This window comes from Enterococcus sp. DIV1368f, from assembly GCF_051712245.1.
GTDB classification, from domain to species: Bacteria; Bacillota; Bacilli; order Lactobacillales; family Enterococcaceae; genus Enterococcus; species Enterococcus faecalis.
This window is the reverse complement of the sequence record NZ_JBIOON010000001.1, coordinates 227,258-252,500: the sequence shown is the minus strand read 5'-3', so window position 1 is coordinate 252,500 and position 25,243 is coordinate 227,258. Positions and strand designations below refer to the sequence as shown.

Sequence of the window (25,243 nt, the reverse complement as noted above, 5' to 3'; positions counted from 1 at the left end):
TCCTCCTAGGTGTTGTCAGCATTTCGTCTACGGGGCTTTCACCCTCTTTAGCGGAATTTTCCAAATCCTTCAACTATACTAACAGACTACCATATTGGAGTCCTACAACCCCAACAAGCAAGCTTGTTGGTTTGGGCTCTTCCCGTTTCGCTCGCCGCTACTCAGGGAATCGAATTTTCTTTCTCTTCCTGCAGGTACTAAGATGTTTCAGTTCTCTGCGTCTACCTCTAATCAGCTATGTATTCACTGAAAAGTAATATCCTATAAAAGATATTGGGTTCCCCCATTCGGAAATCTCTGGATCATAGCTTACTTACAGCTCCCCAAAGCATATCGGTGTTAGTCCCGTCCTTCATCGGCTCCTAGTGCCAAGGCATCCACCGTGCGCCCTTATTCACTTAACCTTATCAACCTTGCGGTTGGGTCTTGATCACTTCTTCTAGCGATAGAAGGTTAATCAATAAATAAGCAATTGAACTTATTAAAAAACTCATTCAACGCGGTGTTCTCGGTTTGTTTTGATTCTTTTTACTTCAATATCCAGTTTTCAATGAACGAATGTTTTGAGAGTAGACCTCTCAAAACTGAACAAAGTAAAGACGAAATGTGTATTTCCGTAATATTCCTTAGAAAGGAGGTGATCCAGCCGCACCTTCCGATACGGCTACCTTGTTACGACTTCACCCCAATCATCTATCCCACCTTAGGCGGCTGGCTCCAAAAAGGTTACCTCACCGACTTCGGGTGTTACAAACTCTCGTGGTGTGACGGGCGGTGTGTACAAGGCCCGGGAACGTATTCACCGCGGCGTGCTGATCCGCGATTACTAGCGATTCCGGCTTCATGCAGGCGAGTTGCAGCCTGCAATCCGAACTGAGAGAAGCTTTAAGAGATTTGCATGACCTCGCGGTCTAGCGACTCGTTGTACTTCCCATTGTAGCACGTGTGTAGCCCAGGTCATAAGGGGCATGATGATTTGACGTCATCCCCACCTTCCTCCGGTTTGTCACCGGCAGTCTCGCTAGAGTGCCCAACTGAATGATGGCAACTAACAATAAGGGTTGCGCTCGTTGCGGGACTTAACCCAACATCTCACGACACGAGCTGACGACAACCATGCACCACCTGTCACTTTGTCCCCGAAGGGAAAGCTCTATCTCTAGAGTGGTCAAAGGATGTCAAGACCTGGTAAGGTTCTTCGCGTTGCTTCGAATTAAACCACATGCTCCACCGCTTGTGCGGGCCCCCGTCAATTCCTTTGAGTTTCAACCTTGCGGTCGTACTCCCCAGGCGGAGTGCTTAATGCGTTTGCTGCAGCACTGAAGGGCGGAAACCCTCCAACACTTAGCACTCATCGTTTACGGCGTGGACTACCAGGGTATCTAATCCTGTTTGCTCCCCACGCTTTCGAGCCTCAGCGTCAGTTACAGACCAGAGAGCCGCCTTCGCCACTGGTGTTCCTCCATATATCTACGCATTTCACCGCTACACATGGAATTCCACTCTCCTCTTCTGCACTCAAGTCTCCCAGTTTCCAATGACCCTCCCCGGTTGAGCCGGGGGCTTTCACATCAGACTTAAGAAACCGCCTGCGCTCGCTTTACGCCCAATAAATCCGGACAACGCTTGCCACCTACGTATTACCGCGGCTGCTGGCACGTAGTTAGCCGTGGCTTTCTGGTTAGATACCGTCAGGGGACGTTCAGTTACTAACGTCCTTGTTCTTCTCTAACAACAGAGTTTTACGATCCGAAAACCTTCTTCACTCACGCGGCGTTGCTCGGTCAGACTTTCGTCCATTGCCGAAGATTCCCTACTGCTGCCTCCCGTAGGAGTCTGGGCCGTGTCTCAGTCCCAGTGTGGCCGATCACCCTCTCAGGTCGGCTATGCATCGTGGCCTTGGTGAGCCGTTACCTCACCAACTAGCTAATGCACCGCGGGTCCATCCATCAGCGACACCCGAAAGCGCCTTTCACTCTTATGCCATGCGACATAAACTGTTATGCGGTATTAGCACCTGTTTCCAAGTGTTATCCCCCTCTGATGGGTAGGTTACCCACGTGTTACTCACCCGTCCGCCACTCCTCTTTCCAATTGAGTGCAAGCACTCGGGAGGAAAGAAGCGTTCGACTTGCATGTATTAGGCACGCCGCCAGCGTTCGTCCTGAGCCAGGATCAAACTCTCATAATAAAAGTTAGAACAATCTTGCGATTGTTAAGCTCAATTTGTTTGCTAGCATATTGCTTGCTTGTTAAAAATGTTTGTTGTCTTGAATTGAATCAAGACGCCCTACACATTTGGTTCGTCTATTCTTTGTTCAGTTTTCAAAGGTCTACGTTACCTCGCAGCAACTTTTATATCATAACAAACTTTCGCTTGAATGTCAAGAACTTTTTTGAAAAAGTTTTTTTAAGTTGTTTTGCTCGGTTGTCGTTGTCTGTTGTGACAACTTCTATATCTTATCATCTCGTTTGTTATTTGTCAACAACTTTTTTGTTGTTTTTTCAAACTTTTTTCGAGAGATTTGAAATCAAGAATTGTTATTTAATTATTGATTTCTGAATCGCTCAGCTGTGTGACTCGCCTTGCGACATGTAATAATATACCAAGATTTCAAGCATTGGTCAATCATTATTTTCACTTTTTTTAAACTTTTTTTCAATACCGATTATTCTTTCTTATCCGATTAGATAAAGTTCGTTTTTTTATCAGATTACCCATTCTTTTTATTACCCATCTTCGATTTTTTTAGAAAAAAAGAATTGGTTTCAATTGTTTTTCTATTCTTTTTTTATTTAATTTTTTGCGAATACAAAAAAAAGATGCCCTTAAGGCATCTTTTTTTATCTCATTGTTGGGAATAATAATACATCACGAATTGATTGTGCATCGGTTAATAACATAACTAGTCGATCAATCCCAATACCTAATCCTCCGGTTGGTGGTAAGCCATATTCTAAGGCTTCGATGAAATCTTCATCTACTCCGTGTGCTTCATCATTTCCTTGTTCCCGTTCTTTTTCTTGTTCTTCAAAACGTTCACGTTGGTCAATTGGATCATTTAATTCTGTAAATGCATTAGCAAACTCTTTTCCAATAATAAATAGTTCAAAGCGGTCAGTGAAACGACCATCTTCTGGATTTTTCTTCGCTAATGGTGAAACAGCTACTGGGTGACCATAAATAAATGTTGGTTGTTGCAATGTATCTTCTACAAATGTTTCGAAAAATTCATTAATGATATGACCGACTGTCATGGCATCTGTAATTTCAACATTATGTTCTTTAGCTAACGCACGGGCTTCTTCTATCGTCATCTCTTGCCAAAAATCTACGCCCGTTTGCTCTTTGACCGCATCTACCATGTGTAGACGTTTGAAAGGACTTCCTAAGTCAACAGCTTGACCATCGTACGTGATATCAGTAGTTCCTAAGACTTTTTCCGCAGCATTACGAATAATTCCCTCTGTTAAATCCATCACATCTTGATAATCAGTATAAGCAGTATAAGCTTCTAGCATTGTAAATTCTGGGTTATGAGTGGTATCGATTCCTTCATTACGGAAGACACGACCAATTTCATAGACTTTTTCCATGCCACCGACAATTAAACGTTTTAAATGTAACTCTAGGGCAATGCGTAAGTATAAGTCCATATCTAATGCATTATGGTGTGTGATAAATGGACGAGCAGCAGCTCCTCCTGCTTCGTTATGCAAGACAGGCGTTTCTACTTCGACATAGCCATTGCCATCTAGATAACGACGGATTTCGCTAATAATTTGACTGCGTTTCATGAAACGATCAAAGCTTTCTTTGTTACTGATTAAATCCAAATAGCGTTGACGATAGCGTTGTTCCACATTCGTTAATCCATGGTATTTATCTGGCAATGGACGCAAAGCTTTAGTTAATAACGTAATTGTTTGAGCTTTAACAGTAACTTCCCCCGTATTGGTTTTCATTACTTGACCTGTCACACCAAAGAAGTCGCCTAAGTCAGCATGTTTAAATAGTTCATAGGCTTCGTCTCCAACTTGGTCCTTCCGAACATAAATTTGAATTTGGCCTTCACGGTCTTGCAAATGGGCGAAACCAGCTTTTCCTTTACCACGTTTTGTCATCATACGTCCAGCAACGCTGACTTCTGTATTCATTTCACTAAGTTCTTCTTTTGTATGATTATCATATTGTTCATGAAGTTCTGCTGAATTATGAGTGCGATCGAAACGTTTACCGAAAGGATCAATCCCTTCTTCACGTAAAGCTTCCATTTTTTCGCGGCGCACGAGCATTTGATCATTTAAATCCTCTAAATGCGCTTGTTGTTCTTCTGCCACTGTTGTTCCTCCATTCTTGATTTTAACCTATCCTAATAATGCCACAGTAATTCGAAAAAAAGCAAGCCGAATTTTACTTTCGGCTTGAATTTTTTATTCTTCTATAGTAGTTACAGCAACTTTGGAAATCTTCTCTACAAAGGCATCAAGTAAATCGACAACTGCTTGTTGTGTTTCAACTTGGTTAATCGCAACTTTCACTTTAGCTGCTCGCGAGATTCCTTTTAGATAGTAAGAAGCATGTTGGCGAAACTCACGGACCGCAATTTTTTCACCTTTTAAATCCACTAATCGTTGTAAATGAACTTTTGCAATATTGATTTTTTCAGCTGGCGAAGGCTCAGGTATCAATTCGCCCGTTTCCAAGTATTCTTTCGTCCGTTGAATCATCCAAGGATTGCCCAAAGCAGCTCGACCAATCATCACACCATCCGCTCCAACATATTCTAACATGCGTTTAGCATCTTCAGGCGTTTTGACATCGCCATTTCCCATAAAAGGAATGCTTAAATGCTTTTTCACTTCCTTTAAAACGTCCCAGTTGGCTGTCCCTTCGTACATTTGGACACGCGTCCGACCATGCATAGCAATTGCCGAAGCCCCTGCTTGTTCGGCAGCCAAAGCGTTGTCTACAGCATATAGATGATCTTCATCCCAGCCTGTTCGCATTTTTACAGTGACAGGCAAAGAAACTGCTGAAGAGACTGCGTGAACCATCTCATGCACTTTATTCGGATCCAGCAACCATTTCGCACCAGCTTCAGCTTTAATTATTTTATTGACAGGACAACCCATGTTAATATCAATAATCGCCGCTTGCGTATTTTCTTCCACAAACTTAGCAGCTTCCACTAATGTTTCTTTATCTCCACCAAAAATTTGTACACTTAAAGGATATTCTCGCTCATCAATATATAGCATTTCTAAGGTTTTTTTGTTTCTTAATTTAATTCCTTTGTCACTAATCATTTCACAAACGACTAATCCTGCGCCAAATTCTTTTACAGTCACACGAAAAGCGGCGTTGCTAATACCCGCCATCGGAGCTACGACAACACGGTTGGGGATTTCAACGTCTCCAATTTTCCACATAGTCTTTCCTCCTACTTTTGTTTCGTATTGCGAATCGCTTCATCGCGAAGTTCAATTAATTCTTCTTCACTATAGTGATATTTATTGTTACAGAATTGACAAACTGCTTCTGCTCCATGATCTTCATCAATCATCGCATTTAATTCATCGATCCCAACGGCAATCAAAGCGGTCGCAAATTTTTCTTTGGAACAGTCACATTTAAATTGTACAGGCATTTTTTCTAAAATTTCTACTTCGTCTTCTCCCAATAAGCGATACAAGACTTGTTCAGGTGTTTCTCCATTTTCTAGTAATTGTGAAATTGGGGGCACTTCCGCTAGATGCTGTTCAATAAAATCAATGGTACTTTCATCGGCACCTGGCATTACTTGAATCATAAAACCACCGGCTGCTTTCACAGATTCATCCGTGTCCACCAATACACCTAAACCGATAGCTGAAGGAACTTGTTCAGAGACCGCCATAAAATATGTAAAGTCTTCACCGATTTCACCAGAAACAATAGGTGTTTGTCCAGAAAAGGTTTCTTTTAATCCTAAATCTTTAATGACTGTGAAAATTCCTTCGTTACCGACAGCGCCACGTACATCAATTTTACCTGTTGCATTCAACTTTAAGCTGACATGTGGATTTTTAATGTAGCCTTTTGTTTCTCCACGGCCATTACTATCGACAATAATAGCGCCAGCTGGGCCATTTCCTTGTACTTTTACAGTTAATTTATCGTCACCTTTTAAAGTCGCTCCTAGTAAAAGGGCTCCAATCAATGTGCGTCCTAACGCTGCGGTAGAAGAACTCCATGTATCATGTCTTCTTTGCGCTTCACTAACAGTTTCAGTGGCACTGATGGCATATGCTCGTATTGAACCTTTATAACAAAGGGCTTTTACTAAATAATCTTCCATTCTTTTTCCTCTTCTCTTGGTGCTTTTTTGTCCATTAGTCAGATAATACTAGGAATCAGGTGTTTTTTCAACCAAATAATCTTCCTTCTATAGAATATCTTAATATTATAGAAGGTGCAGTATTCGTCATCTCGACAAATACTGCACCTTCTACTAATTGGTTATTTATAACGATCTTCGTAGTTATTGCGATCATATTCAGAATTGGAATCTGAATCTTTTTTCTCTTCAGATTGGACTTCTTTTTCTGTTTGTTCGCTTTCTACTTTGACTTCTTCTGCTTCATCATGTAATTCTTTTTTCGCTTCTTCAAAGTCTTGTTTTTCTTCAACTTGTTTTTGCGCTTCTTTTTCTTCTAAAGCACGTTTTGCTTCTTCGAATGTTTGCGCTTCTTTTTCACTAGGATAGTCGCTGTCAGCACCTTCAGGCATTTTACCTGTTTCAAATAATGATTTGATTGCTTTTGCATCTAATGTTTCATATTCTAATAGTTTTTCAGCGATTAGTTTATGTTGTTCACGGTGCGCTTCGATAATTTCATGCGCTTTTGTATGAGCATCCATTAAGATACGACGAACTTCCTGATCGATTTCAAACGCCACTTGTTCTGAGTAAGCTTTTGTTTGACCATAATCACGACCGACAAAGACTTGATGGTTTCCTTCATATTGAACAGGTCCTAATTTGTCGCTCATTCCATATTCCGTTACCATGCTACGGGCAATCCCTGTTGCTTGTTCAAAGTCATTTGAAGCCCCTGTTGATTGAACGCCAAAGATAATTTCTTCTGCTGTACGTCCACCAAGTAAGCCAACGATTTGTTCAAACATATCTTCTTTAGTCATTAAGAATTGATCTTCTTTTGGTAAAGCAATCATATAACCGCCTGCGCGACCACGAGGGATAATTGTTACTTTATGGACAACACGGGCACGGCTTAAGACTAAACCAACAATTGTGTGTCCTGCTTCATGGTAAGCCACCATTTCGCGTTCTTTTTTATTAATCACGCGATCTTTTTTAGCTGGACCAGCAATTACGCGGTCTTCGGCTTCATCCACATCAGAAGCATCAATTTTTTTCTTGTTACGACGAGCGGCAACTAAGGCTGCTTCGTTTAAGACATTTTCTAAATCAGCACCAGCAAAACCTGGTGTTTGTTGTGCAACAACTTTCAAATCAACGTCATCAGCTAACGGTTTGTTTTTCGCATGAACACGTAAAATCGCTTCACGACCTTTGACATCTGGACGTCCTACCAAGATTTGGCGGTCAAAACGACCTGGACGTAACAACGCTGGGTCTAACACGTCTGAACGGTTCGTTGCAGCAATTACGATAACTCCTTCATTGCCATCAAAACCATCCATCTCAACTAATAATTGGTTAAGGGTTTGTTCACGTTCGTCGTGTCCGCCACCCATACCAGCACCACGTTGACGACCAACTGCATCGATTTCATCGATAAAGATAATCGCAGGTGCGTTTTTCTTCGCTGTTTCAAATAAATCCCGGACACGGCTAGCACCGACCCCGACAAACATTTCAACGAAATCTGAACCTGAGATTGAGTAAAATGGCACACCTGCTTCACCTGCTACGGCTTTAGCAAGTAACGTTTTACCAGTCCCTGGAGGTCCTTCTAATAGTACGCCCGCAGGAATCCGTGCGCCTAATTCAGCGAAACGACGTGGATCTTTTAAGAATTCCACTACTTCAACTAATTCTTGTTTTTCTTCTTCCGCACCAGCTACATCTGAGAAGCGGACACGGTTAGCTTTTTTATCGGCTTCTTTGGCTTTTGATTTACCGAAGTTCATCACACGGCCACCGCCGCCACCGCCACCGCCTTGTTGGCTCATCATCATGTAGAAGAAGAAGAAAATAATCACTAATGGTAAGAAACTAAACAACAGTGACAACCAAGCACCACTTGTTGATTGTTCTTTGACAACTAGCTTCACCTTGTTATTTTGTGCCGCATCTTGAATGCCAGCTAAGGTTGTATCACTAGGTAAAACGGTTGTTGTGAAGCCTTTTGACGACGCTTGCGTTGAGCCCCACAATGACAGACCACCTGTGTCTTTCACTTCTTGTTTTTCTTTATACTGACCTTCAATCCGGTAAACCCCATTGGTTGGTTGAATGGTCATGTCTTTGACTTTTCCGTCTTCCAATTGTTGTTGGAAGGTTGAGTAATCGATGTCTGGCGATTGTTGGTTGTTATTTCCAAAAATGAAATAGACAACCATGACCATGGCAAGTACTACTAAGACGTAGTATAAACCATTTTTCATGCCATTATTCTTTTTGTTCATGCCTGTCCTCCTTATGCTCATCATTACAATTCATGTTATTCTTTTATCAATCCTGACCTTTACATTGTAACACAATTAATTCCTTGATAGATATTAATTTGATTCGTAAACTTCAGGTTTTAAAACGCCAATATAAGGCAAGTTGCGGTACGTTTCTGCATAGTCTAATCCGTAACCGACCACAAACTCATTGGGCACATCAAACCCTACGTAGTCAGCTTTAATGTCTACTACACGGCCTTCTGGTTTATCTAATAAGGTAACAATTTTCACAGATGCAGCTTTACGGTATCTAAACAAATCTACTAAATACGCTAATGTACGACCACTATCGATGATATCTTCTACGATTAAAATATGTCTACCTTCGACATTTGTGTCCAAGTCTTTGACAATTTTTACTTCGCCTGAAGAAACTGTCGCGTTGCCGTAGCTAGATACATCCATAAAGTCCAATTCTAAATAAGTATTGATTTCACGAGTCAAATCAGCCATAAATGGTACTGCACCTTTTAAAATACCGACCACTAAAGGATTTTTCCCTTGATATTCTTCTGTCAGTTGCTTGCCAAGCTCTGCAGACTTCGCAAGAATTTCTTCTTTGGAGATTAGGACTTTCTCAATATCTTTTTCTATCATAGTGCGCTCCTTTCAGCATTACTCCTTTGTCTTAAAAAGGAGTCTGTAGTGTATTTTATCAGTTTCTAAAGGAATACTCAAATAGGAATTTGCAAATTTTGGTACCCAAATGATTTCCTCTTGCTCATCCGTAATGACCCAAGCACTCTCTCTCGCTTCATTTGGCACTTTTTGATCAATAAAAACTCTGCTTAATTTTTTCGTAAACCCTGGTTTTAATGTAATCCGATCACCACTTTGGCGATGACGAACGGTCAAAGGTGTGGCTGTTGTCAACGGGATTGCTAACAACTGACCCGTCCATTGATTAATCTCTTCAGGAAGAGGAAACGGTTTGTCTGTCGCAATTAATCCTAGCCACTCGGTTTCCGATAAATAAATCCCCGCGCCAGGTACTAATAAATGTGTAACTTCTTCTCGCAGTGCAACCTGTTTTTGTTCTAAGCACAGCCAATCGTAACTTTTAGCTAGCTGCCATTGCTGTTCTAACATAACCGAGCCTTGCGGTTGGCGTTCATCATTCAAAACTTTTAAAATTTGTGTCATCTGGCGTTGGTTTAACGAAACCCCTAATGGCACTAATGTTTTTTGGAAAAACGCGGTTAAAAAGAAGTGCTGGTACGCAGGCGTTTCTTTTAATAATCTCTTCAAAGGAATGCGCCAGCCTTGTTTGGTCGGTTCTACGGCTTCAGATAATTGAGGCTCAATTTGTTCTTGAATAAATTCTTGGGCAAAACGTTGTTCATTACTAAAAGAAGCAATCTGATCTAAGAATTGCGGATTTTCCTGCTTTAATAGCGGCAAAACCTGATTACGGAGTCGATTTCTCAAATATTCATTGGTTTGGTTCGTTTCGTCCTCAAAATAAACGAATGCTTGGCGCTGTGCAAATTGATACAATTCTTCTTTTGGATAAATGAGTAACGGACGAATCAATTCCCCTGTCGCAAAAGGACGTCTCTCTTTAATGCCTGCGGAATGGGAAAAATTAGTTCCTCGAATCAGCTTCATTAAAATCGTTTCCGCTTGATCGTCTAGATGATGTGCCGTCATTAAGACCGCCGCGCCTTCAATTTCCATGACTTCTTTAAAAAATTCATAACGAAATGTGCGCGCTTTTGCTTCTAAATTTCGTTGCTTTTCAGGGTCTTCCCAACGTGTTTCATAATACGTTAGCTCTCGCTGCTGACAATAGGTAGCGAGATATTGCGCTTCCTGTGCCGACGCTTCTCGCAATTGATGATTGACATGTGCAACAACCAATTGTAATTGTTCTTTTTCTGCCACCTGTTCCATTAACGTCAAAAGGGCCATGGAGTCTACACCACCAGAAACGGCGACCACGATTGTTTGATGCGGTTGCCAAAATCCTTGTTCTTTTCCTCGTTTATAAAACTGCCAAAACATTGTTCGCCCTTCTTTCTTCCTTAGAATAAAAGAGGAACCGAGAAATAACCCATTCGTTATCCCCAGTCCCCCTATTTGTTTGTGCTTAGCCGCGACGTCCGCCACGTCCGCCACGTTTGCCTTCAGTATTACGTTTTAATGAAGATAAACGGTCATCACTATCTTTCAAGAAAGAGCTCATCAATGAGTCAAAATCTTGTTTATTGTTATTGTTATTTGCTTGTGGTTTATTGAAAGGCTTTTTGCCCCCTCCGCGTGGATTACGGTCACGATTCTCATAATTGTTTTCACGACGTTGAAATTCACGTTTTGGTTGTTGCCCTTCTGCTGGCTCTTGCGCTTTACGGATCGATAAGCCAATTTTGCCGTCGTCACCAACTGAGGTTACTTTCACTGTTACTTCGTCACCTACTGTTAATACATCATGAATATCTTTAACGAATCCATTAGACACTTCACTGATGTGTACTAACCCAGTTTTTCCTTCTCCTAAATCAATAAATGCACCAAAGTTAGTAATCCCTGACACTTTTCCTGGCAATTTAGCTCCTACTTCGATTGACATAAAAAAATTGTTCCTCCTATTTTTTCCCTAATTATAATTGCAGTTTATTCAGCTGAAGACTTAGTTGTTTCAGTTGAAGACTGTGATTGACTATTTTTTTCTGAACTGCTCTTGCTTTCTTCCGCTCCAGAAGTCTGTGTTTTTTTCATTTGTTCTGGTGTGGGATAAATCTGTTCGCCTTCTTTTGAGAGAAGGAAACGGCTACGTGCTAATTTTGCCACATAATCATCATCTTTTAACAAAGCAACGTCTTTTTTTAGATCCTTGACCTTCTTATCAACTGCTACAGATTCAGCAATTGCATCTGCTCGTTCTTGTTTGAAAGCACCTAAGCGATGATAATCTTTCATCAATTGGATGCCAGAAAAGGCAAAAATAATGAAGGCCACGAGAAAAATCGCTGCCAAGCGTCTGCGTCTAAAAATCAATTGTTTCTGTTGTTTTTGGAATTCGACATACTGTTCTTTCGTGTAGTCATTTTCCAATGCCGCAACTTTCTTCGAGTTTTTTTCATTCTTTCCCATCGTCTCGCTCCACTCGCTTTGGATTGTCCGTTTTATTATACCAACATCTAAGAACCTTGTCTAATGTTAATTTCAGAGAAGTTAAAGAAAATCAAGCTTTTTTCTAAAATATTCTTTGCTTTTGAAATAACAGCGGTTGATTTATTAATTTTTTTCAAAAGCGGCGCGTCTGTTTCATTAAAAAGCTGAAAGGATGAAGCGCTTGGAATATTCATCTTTTCAATGAACTTGCCAAGCGCTCCATCCTCACCTGCTTATTCTTCAGAGACGCGTGTTTCTGATTTTATCTCATACATTTTTGTGGCATCTTCTTTTTTCGTAGAGTCATTTAGTTGCAGGACTTCTACTTCTAAAATTCTGTTCCCAAATTGAATTTTGACAAGGTCACCAATCTTCACAGTACTAGAAGATTTGGCTAAGACTCCGTTGATTTGAATCCGACCTTTATCAGCGACTTCTTTGGCAACTGTTCTTCTTTTAATAATGCGAGAAACTTTTAAAAATTTATCTAACCGCATTACATTCACCTCTTTTATTTTTTTTGTCTCATCCGTAAAATTTTTGCGCCATACGGTAAACTTAACCATTCACGTATCGTAAATAATTCTAACTTAATGATGGTGCTAATAAAAACTGTACCGCCCACTACAACACCTATAACTGTAACGAAAAACGCTTGACTTCGGTGATGCACACCTTGGAACAAGATGGAGATAATTCCTTGATAGACCAGTAATGACAGCATCATGATTGCTAAACTAAGCAACAATTTTTTCAAAAAGCTTCGTTCTCGAACAAAACAATTAATCGCTGCATCCGATTGTCGGACTAAAACGAATAGCGTCGCTAGTAACCCAAGAATAGTAGACCAACTAGCACCTAATGTTCCCCAACGAATGGTGAAAAAGCCTGTTGTCAGTAACTTCACTAATAAGCCCACACCAGCTGCCACTAAAGGACCTTTAAAACGATTGCGACTTTGTTCAATACTTTGGTAGGCCTGAATAATGGCCATAAAAGCGATGGATAAAACATACACCCCTAAAACATCGTTGCCTTTATAATCTTTAAAAAGCGTAAAGTTCATGTACGGCAATAACATCATCAGACCAATCGAAGCCGCCGATGCCAAGGTTGTGGTAAGACGCAAAAAGATTTTTGCAACTTGTAAAAATTGTTGACGGTCTTTTTTCATAAAATATTTTGTCAAACCTGGTAAAAAGGTCGAGCTTAAAGCTAAAGCAATTACCAACCCTAATTGAACTAGTGGTTGTCCTCTATCATAGACCCCTTTGTCCACTTTCGCAGCTAAATCAGAGAGCCCGAAAAGCATGAGGGCATTTTTTACTTTAAAGGAATCAATTAATTGAAATAGAATCAGAAAAGCACTATATAAAGAGACCAAACCACCTTCAATCATTAAACGTTTAAATAGTCCTTTGGTTTGAGGCATAATCTTCCATTGATGCAAGTATTCCGTACTTCCACTAAGAATTTTTCGATTGTAGTACCATAAGACAAGTACCGCTAAGATACCGCCAGCCAACGCACCACTCATGGCCACCGTCCCCGTTTGGTAAATGGAGCCACCAAAGTAATGATAGGACAACGCAGCTACTAGAATAACCCCGACACGCACAAACTGTTCCATCACCTGTGAAATACCACTAGGCACCATCAACAAATGTCCTTGAAAATTCCCACGATAGAAAGAAAGAATTGGAACGAGTAAAAAGGTAAAGGAAACAACTTCCATTAATGGTTGGAGTGCAGCATCCCCCATACTAATAGCAATTTCTTGACTACCAAAGAAAAAGAAGGCCCAACAAGCAATCGCTAACCATAACACATAGGGATATAGTTGGCGCAACACTTGTTTTTGACTCCGAATATCTGGTTGTTCAGCAACAATTTTGGAAATAAATTGCGGTAAGCCTGACAATGCTAATGTCATCGCAATCCCATAGATTGGATAAACTTGCTGATACACGTAAAATCCTTCATCCCCTACAAAGTTCTGAAAAGGAACGCGATAAAACGCACTCAACACTTTTGCAATGAAGGAAGCAATGGTTAACACAACGGCACCTTGCATCATTCGCTGCATTTCTTTTTGTGCCATCTTCTAGGCCTCCTTTTAAAGGGAATCCGTTTCTTGCGAATGTTTGTATTTTTCTTGTCGTAATGCGGTTGTAAAAGCAGCAATTTCTTGAATCCAAACAGCTTCTTTACAATCTTTCGGCAACTTCAAGGAAATAGTCATTTGTTCTTTCTCAACTGCTAGATCCGCTTTTAAGCTAGTGGCCGATAACGCTTCAAACAATTGCTCCACAGAGTATGTTTTTGTGCCAATTTTACTTAACACAAACTTGACTTTTTGGTCGCGTTTACGAATACTTTCTAACAAGGCACGGTCGCCATCCATTTTGATACGGCCAGTGGTTAATAAATGCGCCACTTCGTCAGGATACTCTCCAAAGCGGTCTAACAAGTCCGCTTCTAATTCTTCGTACATATCCATATTTTCTAATTGACGAATCCGTTTATAAATTTCAATTTTTTGTCGTTCGTCTGTAATGTACGTTCCTGGAATATAAGCATCAATGCCCAAATCAATTTCAACAGACGTTTTTTGGTCTTGGATATTTTTTCCTTGTTTACGAGCAACTGCCTCAGATAACATCTGTGAGTACATATCAAACCCAACCGAATCAATGAAGCCATGTTGTTGGGCACCAAGAAGGTTTCCGGCCCCTCGAATGGAAAGGTCACGCATCGCAATTTTGAACCCAGAACCTAATTCCGTAAAATCTTTAATTGCTTCTAAACGTTTCTCACTAACTTCGTTTAGGATTTTTTGCTGTTCGTACATAAAATAAGCATAGGCCACTCGATTGCTACGCCCCACACGACCACGTAATTGATACAACGTAGATAAGCCCATGTAGTCCGCATTTTCTACAAACAAGGTATTAGCATTAGGAATATCTACTCCTGTTTCAATAATCGTTGTAGTGACTAATATATCATATTGTCCTTCAATAAAATCAAACAAAGTATTCTCCAGTTGTACTTCTGTCATTTGACCATGTGCATACGCAATTCGTGCGTCTGGAACTAGTGCTTGTAACTCTTCAACTTTTCGTTCAATCGTATCTACTCGATTGTATAAATAAAAGACTTGACCATCTCGGGCCATTTCTCGCTCAATCGCTTCCCGAATCGCCCCAGGATTATTTTCCATGACATACGTTTGGATCGGATAACGATTCTCTGGTGGGGTTTCGATGACGGATAAATCACGGACACCTAACATCGACATATGAAGGGTCCTTGGGATTGGTGTTGCTGTTAACGTCAAGACATCCACTTGTGAACGCAATTGTTTTAGTCGTTCTTTATGTTTCACTCCAAACCGTTGTTCCTCATCAATAATCAACAAGCCTAAATCACTAAAATTAATATCTTGCGACAATAAACGATGGGTACCAATCACAATATCTACTTGGCCATGTTTAATTTTTTCAATTGTTTCATTTTGCTGTTTTTTCGTGCGGAAACGACTTAATAAACCAATTTCTACAGGAAAGCCCTCAAACCGCTCTTGAATCGTTTCATAATGTTGTTGCGCTAAAATAGTTGTTGGCACTAAAAAGGCGACCTGTTTATTGTTGCTAACAGCTTTGAAGGCCGCTCGTAAAGCCACTTCAGTTTTACCAAACCCTACATCACCAACTAACAAACGATCCATTGGTCGAGATTTTTCCATGTCGTGTTTAATTTCGGCAGCACTACGTAATTGATCATCTGTTTCAGAATACGGAAAAGCCTCTTCAAATTCTTTTTGATACGCATCATCTGGCGGAAAAGCATAACCTTTTTCCGATTCTCTTGTCGCATAAAGTAAGATTAAATCATCCGCGATATCTTCAATTTTCGAAGCAACTTTTCGTTTGGTTTTCGTCCATTCACTGCCGCCTAGCTTGTTAATTTTCGGCGTTTTAGACTCGGAAGCAACGAACTTTTGAATCAAGTTCAATTGTGTTACTGGAATAAATAACTTGTCATCATTTTGGTACAAGATAGTCATGTAATCTTGATGGACCCCATCAACTTCTAAGGTTTCCATACCAATATATTTACCAATCCCGTGATTCGCATGAACGACATAATCGCCCGTTTTTAAGTCGCTATAACTTTTCAAACGTTCCGCATTAGAGATTGTTTGACGACGTGCCCGTTTTTTGGTCGTTGTATGAAAAATTTCTTTTTCCGTAATCGCCACGAGCTTGTTTTTAGGTAATTCAAACCCTGTTTGTAATGCCCCTTGGACAATTTGGACATGCCCATCTAACAACTGATCCCAATTGCTTACTACGCTAGGTATGTCAAAGTCCTGAAATAGCTCTTCGACTTTTTGAATCCGTTCTTTCGTAGGAACAAAAACAACGACCGTTTGGTTTTGCTTTTGCCAACGGTCCACTTCCGCTTTTAGCAACGGCATTTGACCGAAGAATTGTTGCATTGAACGATATTGGAAATTATGGACTTCTTGGAAACGAAGATTCCCCATTCCTTTTTGAAAAAGTGAAAAGAAGGTCGTATTTCGTGCGGTTTTTCGCAATTGATCATGAAAGTCTACGCCAAAAGTTTGTTCAGAAAACACGCGCATTTCTTCAATTTTCAGGGTTTGCCATTCCGCTTCCTCTCTAGCGATTTCTCGCTCCGTTTCCATCATACGAGAATAATCATCCACAAAAAGCAAACTGTTTTCTGGTAAATAATCTAACAGCGTAGTTTTTTGTTGGTACAGAAAATCTGTATAATAGTGAGCATTTTCTGTAGGAATACCTTGTTCCCAAGAAGACAGCAACTGACCAAAATATTCTTCTAAAAAATCGGTCTCCGTTTGATCTTTAGCTGTCGCTAAACGTTTTTCTAGAGCATCTTGTAACCTCATCATGCCATGATTCATATCTGCCTTTGAGAACACTAAATCAGTCATTGGTGAAATCGTTACTTCTTCAAGATTTTCTAACGAACGTTGAGTATCCGCTTCAAAATAACGGATTGAGTCAATTTCAACATCAAACAGTTCCACTCGAACAGGGTATTCGGCATTTAGAGGATAGACATCAACAATGCTTCCGCGAATACTAAATTCGCCAGGCTTCCCGACCATTGATTGGCGTTCATAGCCCATTAACACTAAGCGTTGCGCGAGGATTTCAGGTTCTACCTCTGTCCCGATTTCCCAATGAAGTTGCGCATTTTGCCACGTTTCTTTCGTTGGCAAATACTTTCGTAGTCCCGCTACTGGCACGACCACGATTCCTGCATTCGCTGTCATCAGGAAATTTAACGCACTCACTCGATCTGCGCGCGCTTCTGGTGAAGAAAAGGCCATTTCGGCGGATAACACTTCATCTACTGGAAATAGATGAACTTGTTCTGAAGGTAAAATATTTAAAAAATCATCTACTAATTGATTGGCATAGTATAGGTTTGGGACCGCAATAACAATTTTTTGATGCGTCTTTTGTAAAGCGCCTGCCATCAGTAATGTTTTAGCAGAGCCTGATAACCCAGTAATTAGTTGGCGCGTTCCTGTTGTCATTAGTTGACTGCGCCATGATTTAGCAATTTCTGTTTGGCTAATTCGTTCGATAATATTCAAACAAGGGCCCTCCTTTCTGCTATTTTCCATTAAATTGATTCATTGTTTCAACAAACGTATGTCCTTCGCATGCATATAAAGCGGCATCGGCTGCTTTTTTTACAGCAAGTAACATCTCTTCATGTGTTTCTTTGGGAAAAGTACTTAGTACATGGTGGATAACTGTATCATTTTTTGAGGGCCGACCAATGCCAATTTTAATTCTAGGAAAGACATTAGTTCCTAAATGGGCAATCAGACTTTTTATCCCATTGTGGCCGCCAGCACTACCTTTTTGCCGTAAACGAATTTTACCGACCTCTAAGTCTAAGTCATCATAAATAACAATCAAGTCTTCCTCATCTACCCCAAAGTAGGTCAACAACGGACCAACAGAGCGACCTGATTCATTCATAAATGTTAATGGTTTCACTAACAATACTTTCTCAGTCCCTATAAAAAACTCTGCAATATCTGCTTCAAAATTACTATTATTAAACGAAACATTTTGCCGATACGCAATTTCATCTAGCGTAATAAAGCCAATGTTGTGTTTTGTTTCTTTGTATTTACTACCGGGATTTCCCAGTCCTACGATTACTTTCATCTTTCATTCTCCTTGGATTATAAGCTTGCCAACACAAAATGGCTGGGAAGCGTATGCGCTACCCAGTTTTATTCATTATACCATAGAAATAAAAAAAACTCGCAGTCTTTGAAGATTAAGAAAGATGTAAAAAAAATTTTTTAGAACTTTAAATATGCGTAAGATAGTGAAATTACGCACATGTAAGAGCTACCATTTTGAAACAGGTCTGAAAACTGTATCATTTTTACAATCAAAGTTCGTGACATTTTTTACAAACCATGTTACTATCACTTTAGCAACAGGAAATAAAAACTCGTTGCTCACGAAAAAGAATGTAGAGGAAGGAATGGTACACATGACTGCAGCCGCAGGGAATAAAGATCACCAAAAAGTAATTTTAGTCGGGGACGGTGCCGTAGGTTCTAGCTATGCCTTTGCTTTAGTAACTCAGAATATTGCTCAAGAAGTTGGGATTATTGATATTAATGTACCAAAAACTGAAGGAGACGCGTTGGACTTATCTCACGCATTAGCATTTACTTCTCCTAAAAAAATCTATGCAGCTACTTATGACGATTGCCATGATGCAGACTTAGTTGTCTTAACAGCTGGTGCGCCTCAAAAACCAGGCGAAACTCGTTTAGACTTAGTTCATAAAAACTTGAAAATTAATAAAGAAATCGTTACAACAATTGTTGATTCTGGTTTCAACGGTATCTTCTTAGTTGCCGCAAACCCAGTCGATATTTTGACTTATTCAACTTGGAAATTCTCTGGCTTCCCGAAAGAACGAGTAATCGGTTCAGGAACTTCACTAGATTCTGCTCGTTTCCGTCAAGCAATTGCCGAATTAGTTGACGTTGATGCACGAAATGTCCATGCCTACATCTTAGGGGAACACGGAGATACAGAATTCCCAGTTTGGTCACATGCGAATGTCGCTGGCTTACAAATTTACGAATGGGTGAAAAATAATCCTGACGTTGATGAAGAAGCAATGGTTAATTTATTCTTCAACGTACGCGACGCTGCTTACACAATCATCGAGAAAAAAGGTGCTACTTTCTATGGAATCGCGGTTGCACTAGCGCGTATCACTAAAGCTATCCTAAACGATGAAAACTCTGTGTTACCATTATCTGTTTATTTAGAAGGTGAATATGGTCAAAACGATATTTATATCGGTGCACCAGCGATCATCAACCGCCAAGGCGTTAAACAAGTCATTGAAATTCCATTAACAGATGCTGAGCAAGAAAAAATGGAAGCTTCTGCTTCTGCATTAAAAGAAGTTATTGAAACAGCTTTTGCTAAATTTGAAGCAGAAGAAGCAAAATAACTCCTTCTATAATAGTCGAAAATTAAAAACAACCAAGAGTGACCACTATTGTTACTCCGCTTTAAAGCCTGGTACAAAAATCCAAAGTGATTTTTGCACCAGGCTTTACTTTTAATCTGTTTTACTTTACTCATCACTCAACTTTTTCAAAAAATTATTGTTTTGTTTAGCTCGAAAATAACAATAGCCACAAATAAGTTTGTTATCTAAAATTCACTACACTACTTAATACAGTCCATCTGCTTCTTCTTTTGTCACAATGTAAATATTTTTCATTTGCGTATAAGCATCTAGCATTGATTTATGCGTTTCTCGACCAATTCCTGATTTTTTATAACCGCCAAATGGCGCGCCCGCAGGCAATTGATTGTATGTGTTGACCCACATCCGACCTGTCCGTACACCACGAGCAACCCGTAATGCCACATTGATATCTTGAGAAAAGACGGCACCACCTAGACCATATTCAGAATCATTAGCTAAACGAATGACTTCTTCTTCCGTTTCAAATTTAATCACTGTTGCAACAGGACCAAAGATTTCTTCTTGGGCCACGCACATTGTATTCGTGCCATTCGCTAATAACGTAGGTGCTAAAAACGCCCCCTTGTCTAGCCCATTTTCTGTTAAACGTTGCCCACCAGTAATCAGTGTAGCTCCTTCCTTCACACCAATTTCGACATATTTTAAAATTTCTTCCAATTGATGCTCATTGATCTGAGCGCCCATTTCAACACCTTTTTCCCACGGGAAACCAACGTTCACTTGTTCAAATTTTTCCTTTAAAGCTTCTACAAATTGATCATAAATACCTGACTGAACGAACACACGAGACCCAGCACAACAAACTTGCCCTTGATTGAATAAAATCCCTAACTGCACACCTTCTAATGCTCGTTCCCAATTGGCATCTTCAAAAATAATGTTGGCTGATTTTCCGCCAAGTTCTAAAGTGGCTGGAATTAGGCGGTCGGCCGCCGCTTTAGCGACAGTGTACCCCACCTCTGTTGAACCTGTAAAAGCTAGCTTATCAAACCCTGGATGTGCCAACATATAATTTCCTGAATCAGAACCACGACCGGTGATTAAATTCACTACTCCTTTCGGCAAGACTTGATCAAAAATCTTAAACAATTCCAACAGACTTAATGATGTGCTCGAGGACGGATGAATCACAACCGTATTACCTGCTGCCAACGCTGGCGCTAATTTCCAAGCGCCCATTAATAAGGGGAAATTCCACGGAATAATTTGACCCACAACACCAATGGGTTCTTTCACAACAATGGATAACGTATCCTTATCAAATTCTTTGACAGACCCTTCTTCTCCACGAATCACACTAGCAAAATACCGAAAATGGTCTGCACTGGCAGGGACATCAATCGATCGCGTTTCCCGAAGCGGTTTTCCATTATCTAAAGTCTCTACCATAGCCAAATGTTCTTGATTTTCTTCAATCAAATCAGCAATTTTCAATAAAAGATTGCTTCTTGTTACAACGTCAACATCTTTCCATGTCTGAAACGCTTCTTGAGCTGCTTCTACAGCTCGATCCACATCTGCATTTGTGGCATCAACAAATTCTGCTAATTTTTCGCCATTACTAGGATTGTAACTAGCAATCATTTTGTTACCACTACCTGTTGTCCACTCTCCATTAATATACAATTGATAGCTACTGGCAACTACTTGATTTATTTCTTTTTTACTCATTTAACCACCTCTTTTTTTATTTTTGTATCCGCTTACAATTATAAGGCATCTTCTACCTAAAAGTAAATGATTCTACCTAAAAAAAATATAGCTATCGGCGACTGTTGCTAACTCATCCCGACCTGAAATCGCCTGGCAATAACTGAATGTATTAAACTTTATTGGAGAGAACTTTTGCCACAAAAAAAGCTAGCACTGAAGAATTAAAATTGCTTCTTCAGTGCTAGCTTTGATTTTTCCAACTCATTCGTTCTTATTGACAAAGAGCTGATTTTTTTATTTATCTTTTGGAACGATATAGTTCATTAAATGTGTTTCATCGGCTGAGATTGTACGTGTCGAAACAACGTTTAATCCCTTCACGTTCATTTCAGAAATTAAGATGCTACCATCTTTAAAGACTTTTTCCACAAATGCGACATGACCATAAGTATTGTCTGCGCCTAAAACACCAGCTGGGAAGGAAACCGCTGCGCCTGCTTTTGGTGTACGACTTACTTTGTACCCGCGTGCACGACCTGTTTCGCCCCAATCTTGACCATTCCCCATTGTTAAGTCCACACGTTTACCTAATTGCGTAATACGGTTGTAGACATATTGTGTACAGTTGCCCCAAGCATAACTATTAAAGGTGTCATAGTTTTTGCCATTGTAGGCTGGGAAATTTGATTCCATTGGTTCAACGGTTGCTTTTTCTTTATCATAATAAGTTAAATCGTATGTTTTAATTAACGCATTTAATTTCTTATGGTAATCTTTGTCCGTTGCGTATTTTCCTGTTAGGAAACGTGTCGCTTCTTTATATGATTTGGCTTCCGTTTTCCAGACACCATGATAGAAATCTTTATTGGAATCTAAACCATTTTTCAATAATTTCGCATAATCTTCCATTGATTCTTTATACGTTGGATATTGACGGAATTTTGCTTCTACTGTGTATAGGTTACCGAAACCATTGTCTTCATAGGTAATAAAAGAAACAGATTGACCTTTGTAATCGCCTTTAATACCAAACAAATTGTAGTTTGGTTTCTGGCTTAATTTACTATTGCCGCTGCCACTTTCTAAAATTGCTTGAGCAATCATCACACTAGCATATAAGTTTTTGTCCTTGGCCACTTTCCGAGCAGATTCACCGATTTCTTGAATAAACTCTTCTGTCTTCTTCGTTTTGCTGACCGTAAACGTCTCATCGTCTTCCACTAACCCAATCGTTTCATTTGTAACTGGTGGGACTATTTCGGGCTGCGGTGTTGACGCTGCTGGTTGTTCTACTGGCTTTTCAGCTGGCGCTGTTGGTGTCACTGGTTTCGCCGGCTGTTTTGATTCAGAAGTACTCGTGCCAGGTTTTGGCTGTTCTTTAGAAGAACTTGGTGTGGTCGTTGGCGTGGTACTTGATTCAGTTGTACTTGTTGACGTAGAATCTGTGGTTGACTCTGTTGTACTCGTCGAGGTGGAGTCAGTAGTCGATTCTGTCGTACTTGTGGATGTAGAATCCGTTGTGGACTCTGTCGTTTCGGTTCCTGACGTTTCCGTGGACTCCGTGGTTGCAGATTCACTTGATTCGGTTGAACTTTCTGTTTCAGTTGTTGTTTCTTCTGTCGCTTCTGTTGTTTCACTAGTCGCTGTCGTTTCAGTGGCTTCAGCAGTTGTTGCTTCTGCGGTTGTTTCTGCAACAGAACTATTTTCAGCTACCAAGTTATTACCTTCTGCAAATGCACCTACTGGCATTGATGAACCTAAAAGTAATAAGGTAGAGAACAGGGCAAATTGTTTTTTCATACTCATTCTCCTTTTTTATTTTTCTCCATTTATTTTTACGTACCAACATAATAATTGACATAGTTATTGTTTAAATGGCTCCTTTTTTAATAGTATACTGTTTCATAAAAAATTTCTAGCAAAAAGTTAAAAAAATAGAAGAAAATTCACAAATTCTTCTATCTTTTTTTGGTAATTTTCTAAGAAAAAAAAGAAAGGGCTTGAATAAACATCAATGTCCTCTCTTTTTCTCGTTATCCTTCAAACAAAATACTTTTTTTTCGAAGCGCCTCTTTGATTTCTTGGAAAGTTTCTTCGTCTGCACAGCGAATAGTATGCAGATGGACGCCTCCTGTTAAAACTGATAGTAATGTAGCATGCTCTTTTTGATACTTGTCCATAAATTTATCAATATCTTTCTCTGATTGAATGCGCAAGCTGCCGATTAATTCCCCATAAAGCGGATGTGCAATACTCACATCTACCACTTCTCCACCTTTGACAACAATGACTGACAATTCTTCTCTCGTTTGTTCAGGTGTATGTTGACAAGCAATTTTCCGTTCAATTCCTTCTAAAGGTTGTTCCAACATATACCCTCGAGCTGTTGCGACAATTTCGACCCCTGTCGCCCGTAATAGAGCGACATCTCCTACAATAATTTGTCTGCTGACATCAAAAGCTTTTGCAAAACGAGTGGCACTAATTGGCTTTTCGGTCTCTCTTAATCTTTTAACAATCTCTCTTCTTCTGATTTCTCCATCCACGACCTTCGCCTCACTCTCCTAAATGTTTTTCTTGGAAACGTTTAGAGGCGTCCATAATTCCCTGGAAAGTCTCAGATAATGTTTCTTCATACTCGGCATTTTCAACATGATTCAGAATAGTTTCTAATACTTGTTGTTCTCTTTCAGAATCAAAAACCGCATGACCTGCTTTCTTTTTCACTGCAGCAATCTCTGCGACGACGTCCATCCGCTGTTCTAATAAACGGACTAGTTCCTTATCGATTTGGTTAATCTTTGCTCGTTGTTGTTCTAAAGAAGTTGTTGGGGCGTCATCTTCAGTCAATTCTTTAATTATCCGTGCTGGATTACCTGCGATCACACAGTTTTCTGGGAACGATTTGGTCACAACAGCACCTGCTGCCACCACTACATTATCGCCTAATGTTACGCCAGGAAGGACAATCGCTCCACCGCCAATCCAAACATTGTTGCCAATGATAATTCGTTTCCCTGATTCCATTCCGCTATTACGCTTGGCTGCTTGTAATGGATGCTCGGCTGTATAAAGTTGCACATTGGGGCCAAACATACAGTTATCGCCAATTTCGATTGGACAAACATCTAAAAAAACGTTATTAAAATTGGCATAGAAATTTTTTCCCACAGAAATGTTGTAGCCGTAATCAAATTGAATCATCGGTTCGATGTACGTCCCGACACCCACTTTTCCAAATGTTTCTTCTATTAATTGACGACGAATATAAGTGTCTGGTTGTTGGTTAATTAACGCCATTTGTTCACGGGCTTTTTTGCGATCAGCCACTAATTCAGGATCTGAGGCAAAATATAGTGCACCTGCGATCATTTTTTCTTTTTCTGATTTAAATTCTTCCATTCCGTTACTCCTTTATCGTTAATTCTGCAAATATCGTTTCGGCTTTCGCTTCTAAAAAATAATAAGGTTGTTGTAAAAATAGCGGCGTTTGATTAATGGCTAAAATAGTTGCCGTTGGTTGTTTATAATGAATCAAATCGCAAAATGGATGCACTTGAAAACTCGTGCCGACAATCACGATTAAGTCGGCAGAAGCAACGGCCTGAATGGCTTTTTCGATTGCCTCTTCGGATAAGCCTTCTTCATACAAAGTAATAGCTGGACGGATTTGTCCATGACAGTCTGCGTGCCGATCACTAAGCAAATAGTCTTGCCAAGGAACCGTTGCACCACAAGTTTGGCAATAACATTCATATAAATTACCGTGAAAGTCCACCACTTCTTGGCTACCTGCTTTTCGATGAAGCCCATCAATATTTTGTGAAACAATTTTCCCCCGTTTCATTTGCTCTAATTGGGCCATTTTCTGGTGAATGATATTAGGTTGTGCGTCTGGATGATAGAGCGTTTTAACGAATTGATAAAACTTTTCTGGCTCTGTTTTTAAGCAAGTCCGGCTCAATAAGTATTCCGGTTGCTGGATTCCTTGATAGACACCTTTTAAGGAACGATAATCTGGCACACCTGAGGCTGTCGAGATACCCGCACCTGTTAAAAATGTGATTTTTTGTTGGGTTGCCAACCAATGAATTGCCTCGGCTTGCGTGATATCTTGCATATCGATTCAGCTCCTAATCTTCTATATTATAACGTATTTTAACATTA

General features: G+C 40.0%; 18 protein-coding genes and 2 rRNA genes (1 of these 20 only partly in view). 1 reads left to right on the top strand and 19 read right to left on the bottom strand.

The genetic code is table 11. From position 1 onward, the window contains the following. The 14 genes from IGL07_RS01290 to pth all read right to left on the bottom strand — a co-directional run. Positions 1–404 (bottom strand): 23S ribosomal RNA (locus tag IGL07_RS01290) (it extends 2,509 nt beyond the left edge of the window). 226 nt (positions 405–630) lie between these two features. After that, a 16S ribosomal RNA gene (locus tag IGL07_RS01285) occupies positions 631–2,191 on the bottom strand. Together the 16S and 23S rRNA genes form the textbook arrangement of a ribosomal RNA operon. 653 nt (positions 2,192–2,844) lie before the next feature. Next, positions 2,845–4,341 (bottom strand): lysine--tRNA ligase, encoded by a 1,497-nt coding sequence (gene lysS / locus IGL07_RS01280; protein WP_002359372.1) that lies wholly within the window; start codon positions 4,339–4,341, stop codon positions 2,845–2,847. A 93-nt stretch (positions 4,342–4,434) separates the two neighbouring features. Further along, positions 4,435–5,433 carry a tRNA dihydrouridine synthase DusB gene (dusB, locus tag IGL07_RS01275; RefSeq protein ID WP_010711915.1) on the bottom strand — a complete coding sequence of 333 codons (999 nt, stop codon included), beginning with the start codon at positions 5,431–5,433 and terminating at the stop codon, positions 4,435–4,437. An 11-nt stretch (positions 5,434–5,444) separates the two neighbouring features. Then, entirely contained in the window at positions 5,445–6,341 is an 897-nt protein-coding gene (hslO, locus tag IGL07_RS01270) for an Hsp33 family molecular chaperone HslO (protein WP_010711914.1), read from the bottom strand. Positions 6,342–6,502: 161 nt separating this feature from the next. After that, positions 6,503–8,659: an ATP-dependent zinc metalloprotease FtsH gene (gene ftsH / locus IGL07_RS01265; RefSeq protein ID WP_002363441.1), complete on the bottom strand. Its 2,157-nt coding sequence runs from the start codon at positions 8,657–8,659 to the stop codon at positions 6,503–6,505. A 93-nt stretch (positions 8,660–8,752) separates the two neighbouring features. Beyond that, positions 8,753–9,298, bottom strand: a complete 546-nt coding sequence (gene hpt, locus IGL07_RS01260; protein WP_002356260.1) for a hypoxanthine phosphoribosyltransferase — start codon at positions 9,296–9,298, stop codon at positions 8,753–8,755. A gap of 18 nt (positions 9,299–9,316) precedes the next feature. Further along, positions 9,317–10,705: a tRNA lysidine(34) synthetase TilS gene (tilS, locus tag IGL07_RS01255; RefSeq protein ID WP_002367649.1), complete on the bottom strand. Its 1,389-nt coding sequence runs from the start codon at positions 10,703–10,705 to the stop codon at positions 9,317–9,319. Between the two features lie 85 nt (positions 10,706–10,790). Further along, positions 10,791–11,270, bottom strand: a complete 480-nt coding sequence (locus tag IGL07_RS01250; RefSeq protein WP_010711913.1) for a S1 domain-containing RNA-binding protein — start codon at positions 11,268–11,270, stop codon at positions 10,791–10,793. Between the two features lie 44 nt (positions 11,271–11,314). Next, positions 11,315–11,794 carry an FtsB family cell division protein gene (locus IGL07_RS01245; RefSeq protein WP_002356257.1) on the bottom strand — a complete coding sequence of 160 codons (480 nt, stop codon included), beginning with the start codon at positions 11,792–11,794 and terminating at the stop codon, positions 11,315–11,317. Positions 11,795–12,048: 254 nt separating this feature from the next. Next, positions 12,049–12,312, bottom strand: coding sequence for an RNA-binding S4 domain-containing protein (locus IGL07_RS01240; protein ID WP_002356255.1), 264 nt, complete (start codon positions 12,310–12,312; stop codon positions 12,049–12,051). A 14-nt stretch (positions 12,313–12,326) separates the two neighbouring features. Continuing rightward, positions 12,327–13,916, bottom strand: a complete 1,590-nt coding sequence (locus IGL07_RS01235; RefSeq protein ID WP_010816984.1) for a polysaccharide biosynthesis protein — start codon at positions 13,914–13,916, stop codon at positions 12,327–12,329. Between the two features lie 15 nt (positions 13,917–13,931). Further along, on the bottom strand, positions 13,932–17,471 hold the full coding sequence (mfd, locus tag IGL07_RS01230) for a transcription-repair coupling factor (protein ID WP_002376405.1): 3,540 nt from the start codon (positions 17,469–17,471) through the stop codon (positions 13,932–13,934). Positions 17,472–17,490: 19 nt separating this feature from the next. Then, the gene (gene pth, locus IGL07_RS01225) at positions 17,491–18,057 is read right to left on the bottom strand and encodes an aminoacyl-tRNA hydrolase (protein ID WP_002361556.1); all 567 of its coding nucleotides are present in this window, start codon (positions 18,055–18,057) and stop codon (positions 17,491–17,493) included. 337 nt (positions 18,058–18,394) lie between these two features. Between pth and IGL07_RS01220 the strand changes: the two genes are divergently transcribed. Then, positions 18,395–19,378, top strand: coding sequence for an L-lactate dehydrogenase (locus IGL07_RS01220; RefSeq protein ID WP_002356251.1), 984 nt, complete (start codon positions 18,395–18,397; stop codon positions 19,376–19,378). Between the two features lie 225 nt (positions 19,379–19,603). On the opposite strand, the gene IGL07_RS01215 is transcribed toward IGL07_RS01220, so the two are convergent. The 5 genes from IGL07_RS01215 to IGL07_RS01195 all read right to left on the bottom strand — a co-directional run bounded on the left by IGL07_RS01215 (position 19,604) and on the right by IGL07_RS01195 (position 25,196). Continuing rightward, on the bottom strand, positions 19,604–21,094 hold the full coding sequence (locus IGL07_RS01215; RefSeq protein WP_002379908.1) for an aldehyde dehydrogenase family protein: 1,491 nt from the start codon (positions 21,092–21,094) through the stop codon (positions 19,604–19,606). Positions 21,095–21,370: 276 nt separating this feature from the next. Continuing rightward, positions 21,371–22,882 carry a glucosaminidase domain-containing protein gene (locus IGL07_RS01210; RefSeq protein WP_025189458.1) on the bottom strand — a complete coding sequence of 504 codons (1,512 nt, stop codon included), beginning with the start codon at positions 22,880–22,882 and terminating at the stop codon, positions 21,371–21,373. Positions 22,883–23,109: 227 nt separating this feature from the next. After that, a complete protein-coding gene (locus tag IGL07_RS01205; RefSeq protein ID WP_010816982.1) occupies positions 23,110–23,622 on the bottom strand; it encodes a transcription repressor NadR in 513 nt (170 codons plus the stop codon). 10 nt (positions 23,623–23,632) lie between these two features. Beyond that, positions 23,633–24,478, bottom strand: a complete 846-nt coding sequence (locus IGL07_RS01200) for a chorismate mutase (RefSeq protein WP_002363448.1) — start codon at positions 24,476–24,478, stop codon at positions 23,633–23,635. Positions 24,479–24,482: 4 nt separating this feature from the next. Continuing rightward, complete coding sequence (locus IGL07_RS01195) at positions 24,483–25,196, bottom strand: NAD-dependent protein deacylase (protein ID WP_002381369.1); 714 nt, start codon at positions 25,194–25,196, stop codon at positions 24,483–24,485. Between the last annotated feature and the right edge of the window lie 47 nt (positions 25,197–25,243).

Excerpts from the sequence above, each read along its gene's own strand:
- IGL07_RS01200 (WP_002363448.1), bottom strand. The coding sequence starts at position 24,478 with ATGGAAGAATTTAAATCAGAAAAAGAAAAAATGATCGCAGGTGCACTA.
- ftsH (WP_002363441.1), bottom strand. The coding sequence starts at position 8,659 with ATGAACAAAAAGAATAATGGCATGAAAAATGGTTTATACTACGTCTTA.
- IGL07_RS01210 (WP_025189458.1), bottom strand. The coding sequence starts at position 22,882 with ATGAGTATGAAAAAACAATTTGCCCTGTTCTCTACCTTATTACTTTTA.
- IGL07_RS01215 (WP_002379908.1), bottom strand. The coding sequence starts at position 21,094 with ATGAGTAAAAAAGAAATAAATCAAGTAGTTGCCAGTAGCTATCAATTG.
- IGL07_RS01240 (WP_002356255.1), bottom strand. The coding sequence starts at position 12,312 with ATGCGGTTAGATAAATTTTTAAAAGTTTCTCGCATTATTAAAAGAAGA.
- dusB (WP_010711915.1), bottom strand. The coding sequence starts at position 5,433 with ATGTGGAAAATTGGAGACGTTGAAATCCCCAACCGTGTTGTCGTAGCT.
- IGL07_RS01235 (WP_010816984.1), bottom strand. The coding sequence starts at position 13,916 with ATGGCACAAAAAGAAATGCAGCGAATGATGCAAGGTGCCGTTGTGTTA.
- hslO (WP_010711914.1), bottom strand. The coding sequence starts at position 6,341 with ATGGAAGATTATTTAGTAAAAGCCCTTTGTTATAAAGGTTCAATACGA.
- hpt (WP_002356260.1), bottom strand. The coding sequence starts at position 9,298 with ATGATAGAAAAAGATATTGAGAAAGTCCTAATCTCCAAAGAAGAAATT.
- IGL07_RS01220 (WP_002356251.1), top strand. The coding sequence starts at position 18,395 with ATGACTGCAGCCGCAGGGAATAAAGATCACCAAAAAGTAATTTTAGTC.
- IGL07_RS01250 (WP_010711913.1), bottom strand. The coding sequence starts at position 11,270 with ATGTCAATCGAAGTAGGAGCTAAATTGCCAGGAAAAGTGTCAGGGATT.
- pth (WP_002361556.1), bottom strand. The coding sequence starts at position 18,057 with ATGAAAGTAATCGTAGGACTGGGAAATCCCGGTAGTAAATACAAAGAA.
- tilS (WP_002367649.1), bottom strand. The coding sequence starts at position 10,705 with ATGTTTTGGCAGTTTTATAAACGAGGAAAAGAACAAGGATTTTGGCAA.
- IGL07_RS01195 (WP_002381369.1), bottom strand. The coding sequence starts at position 25,196 with ATGCAAGATATCACGCAAGCCGAGGCAATTCATTGGTTGGCAACCCAA.
- IGL07_RS01245 (WP_002356257.1), bottom strand. The coding sequence starts at position 11,794 with ATGGGAAAGAATGAAAAAAACTCGAAGAAAGTTGCGGCATTGGAAAAT.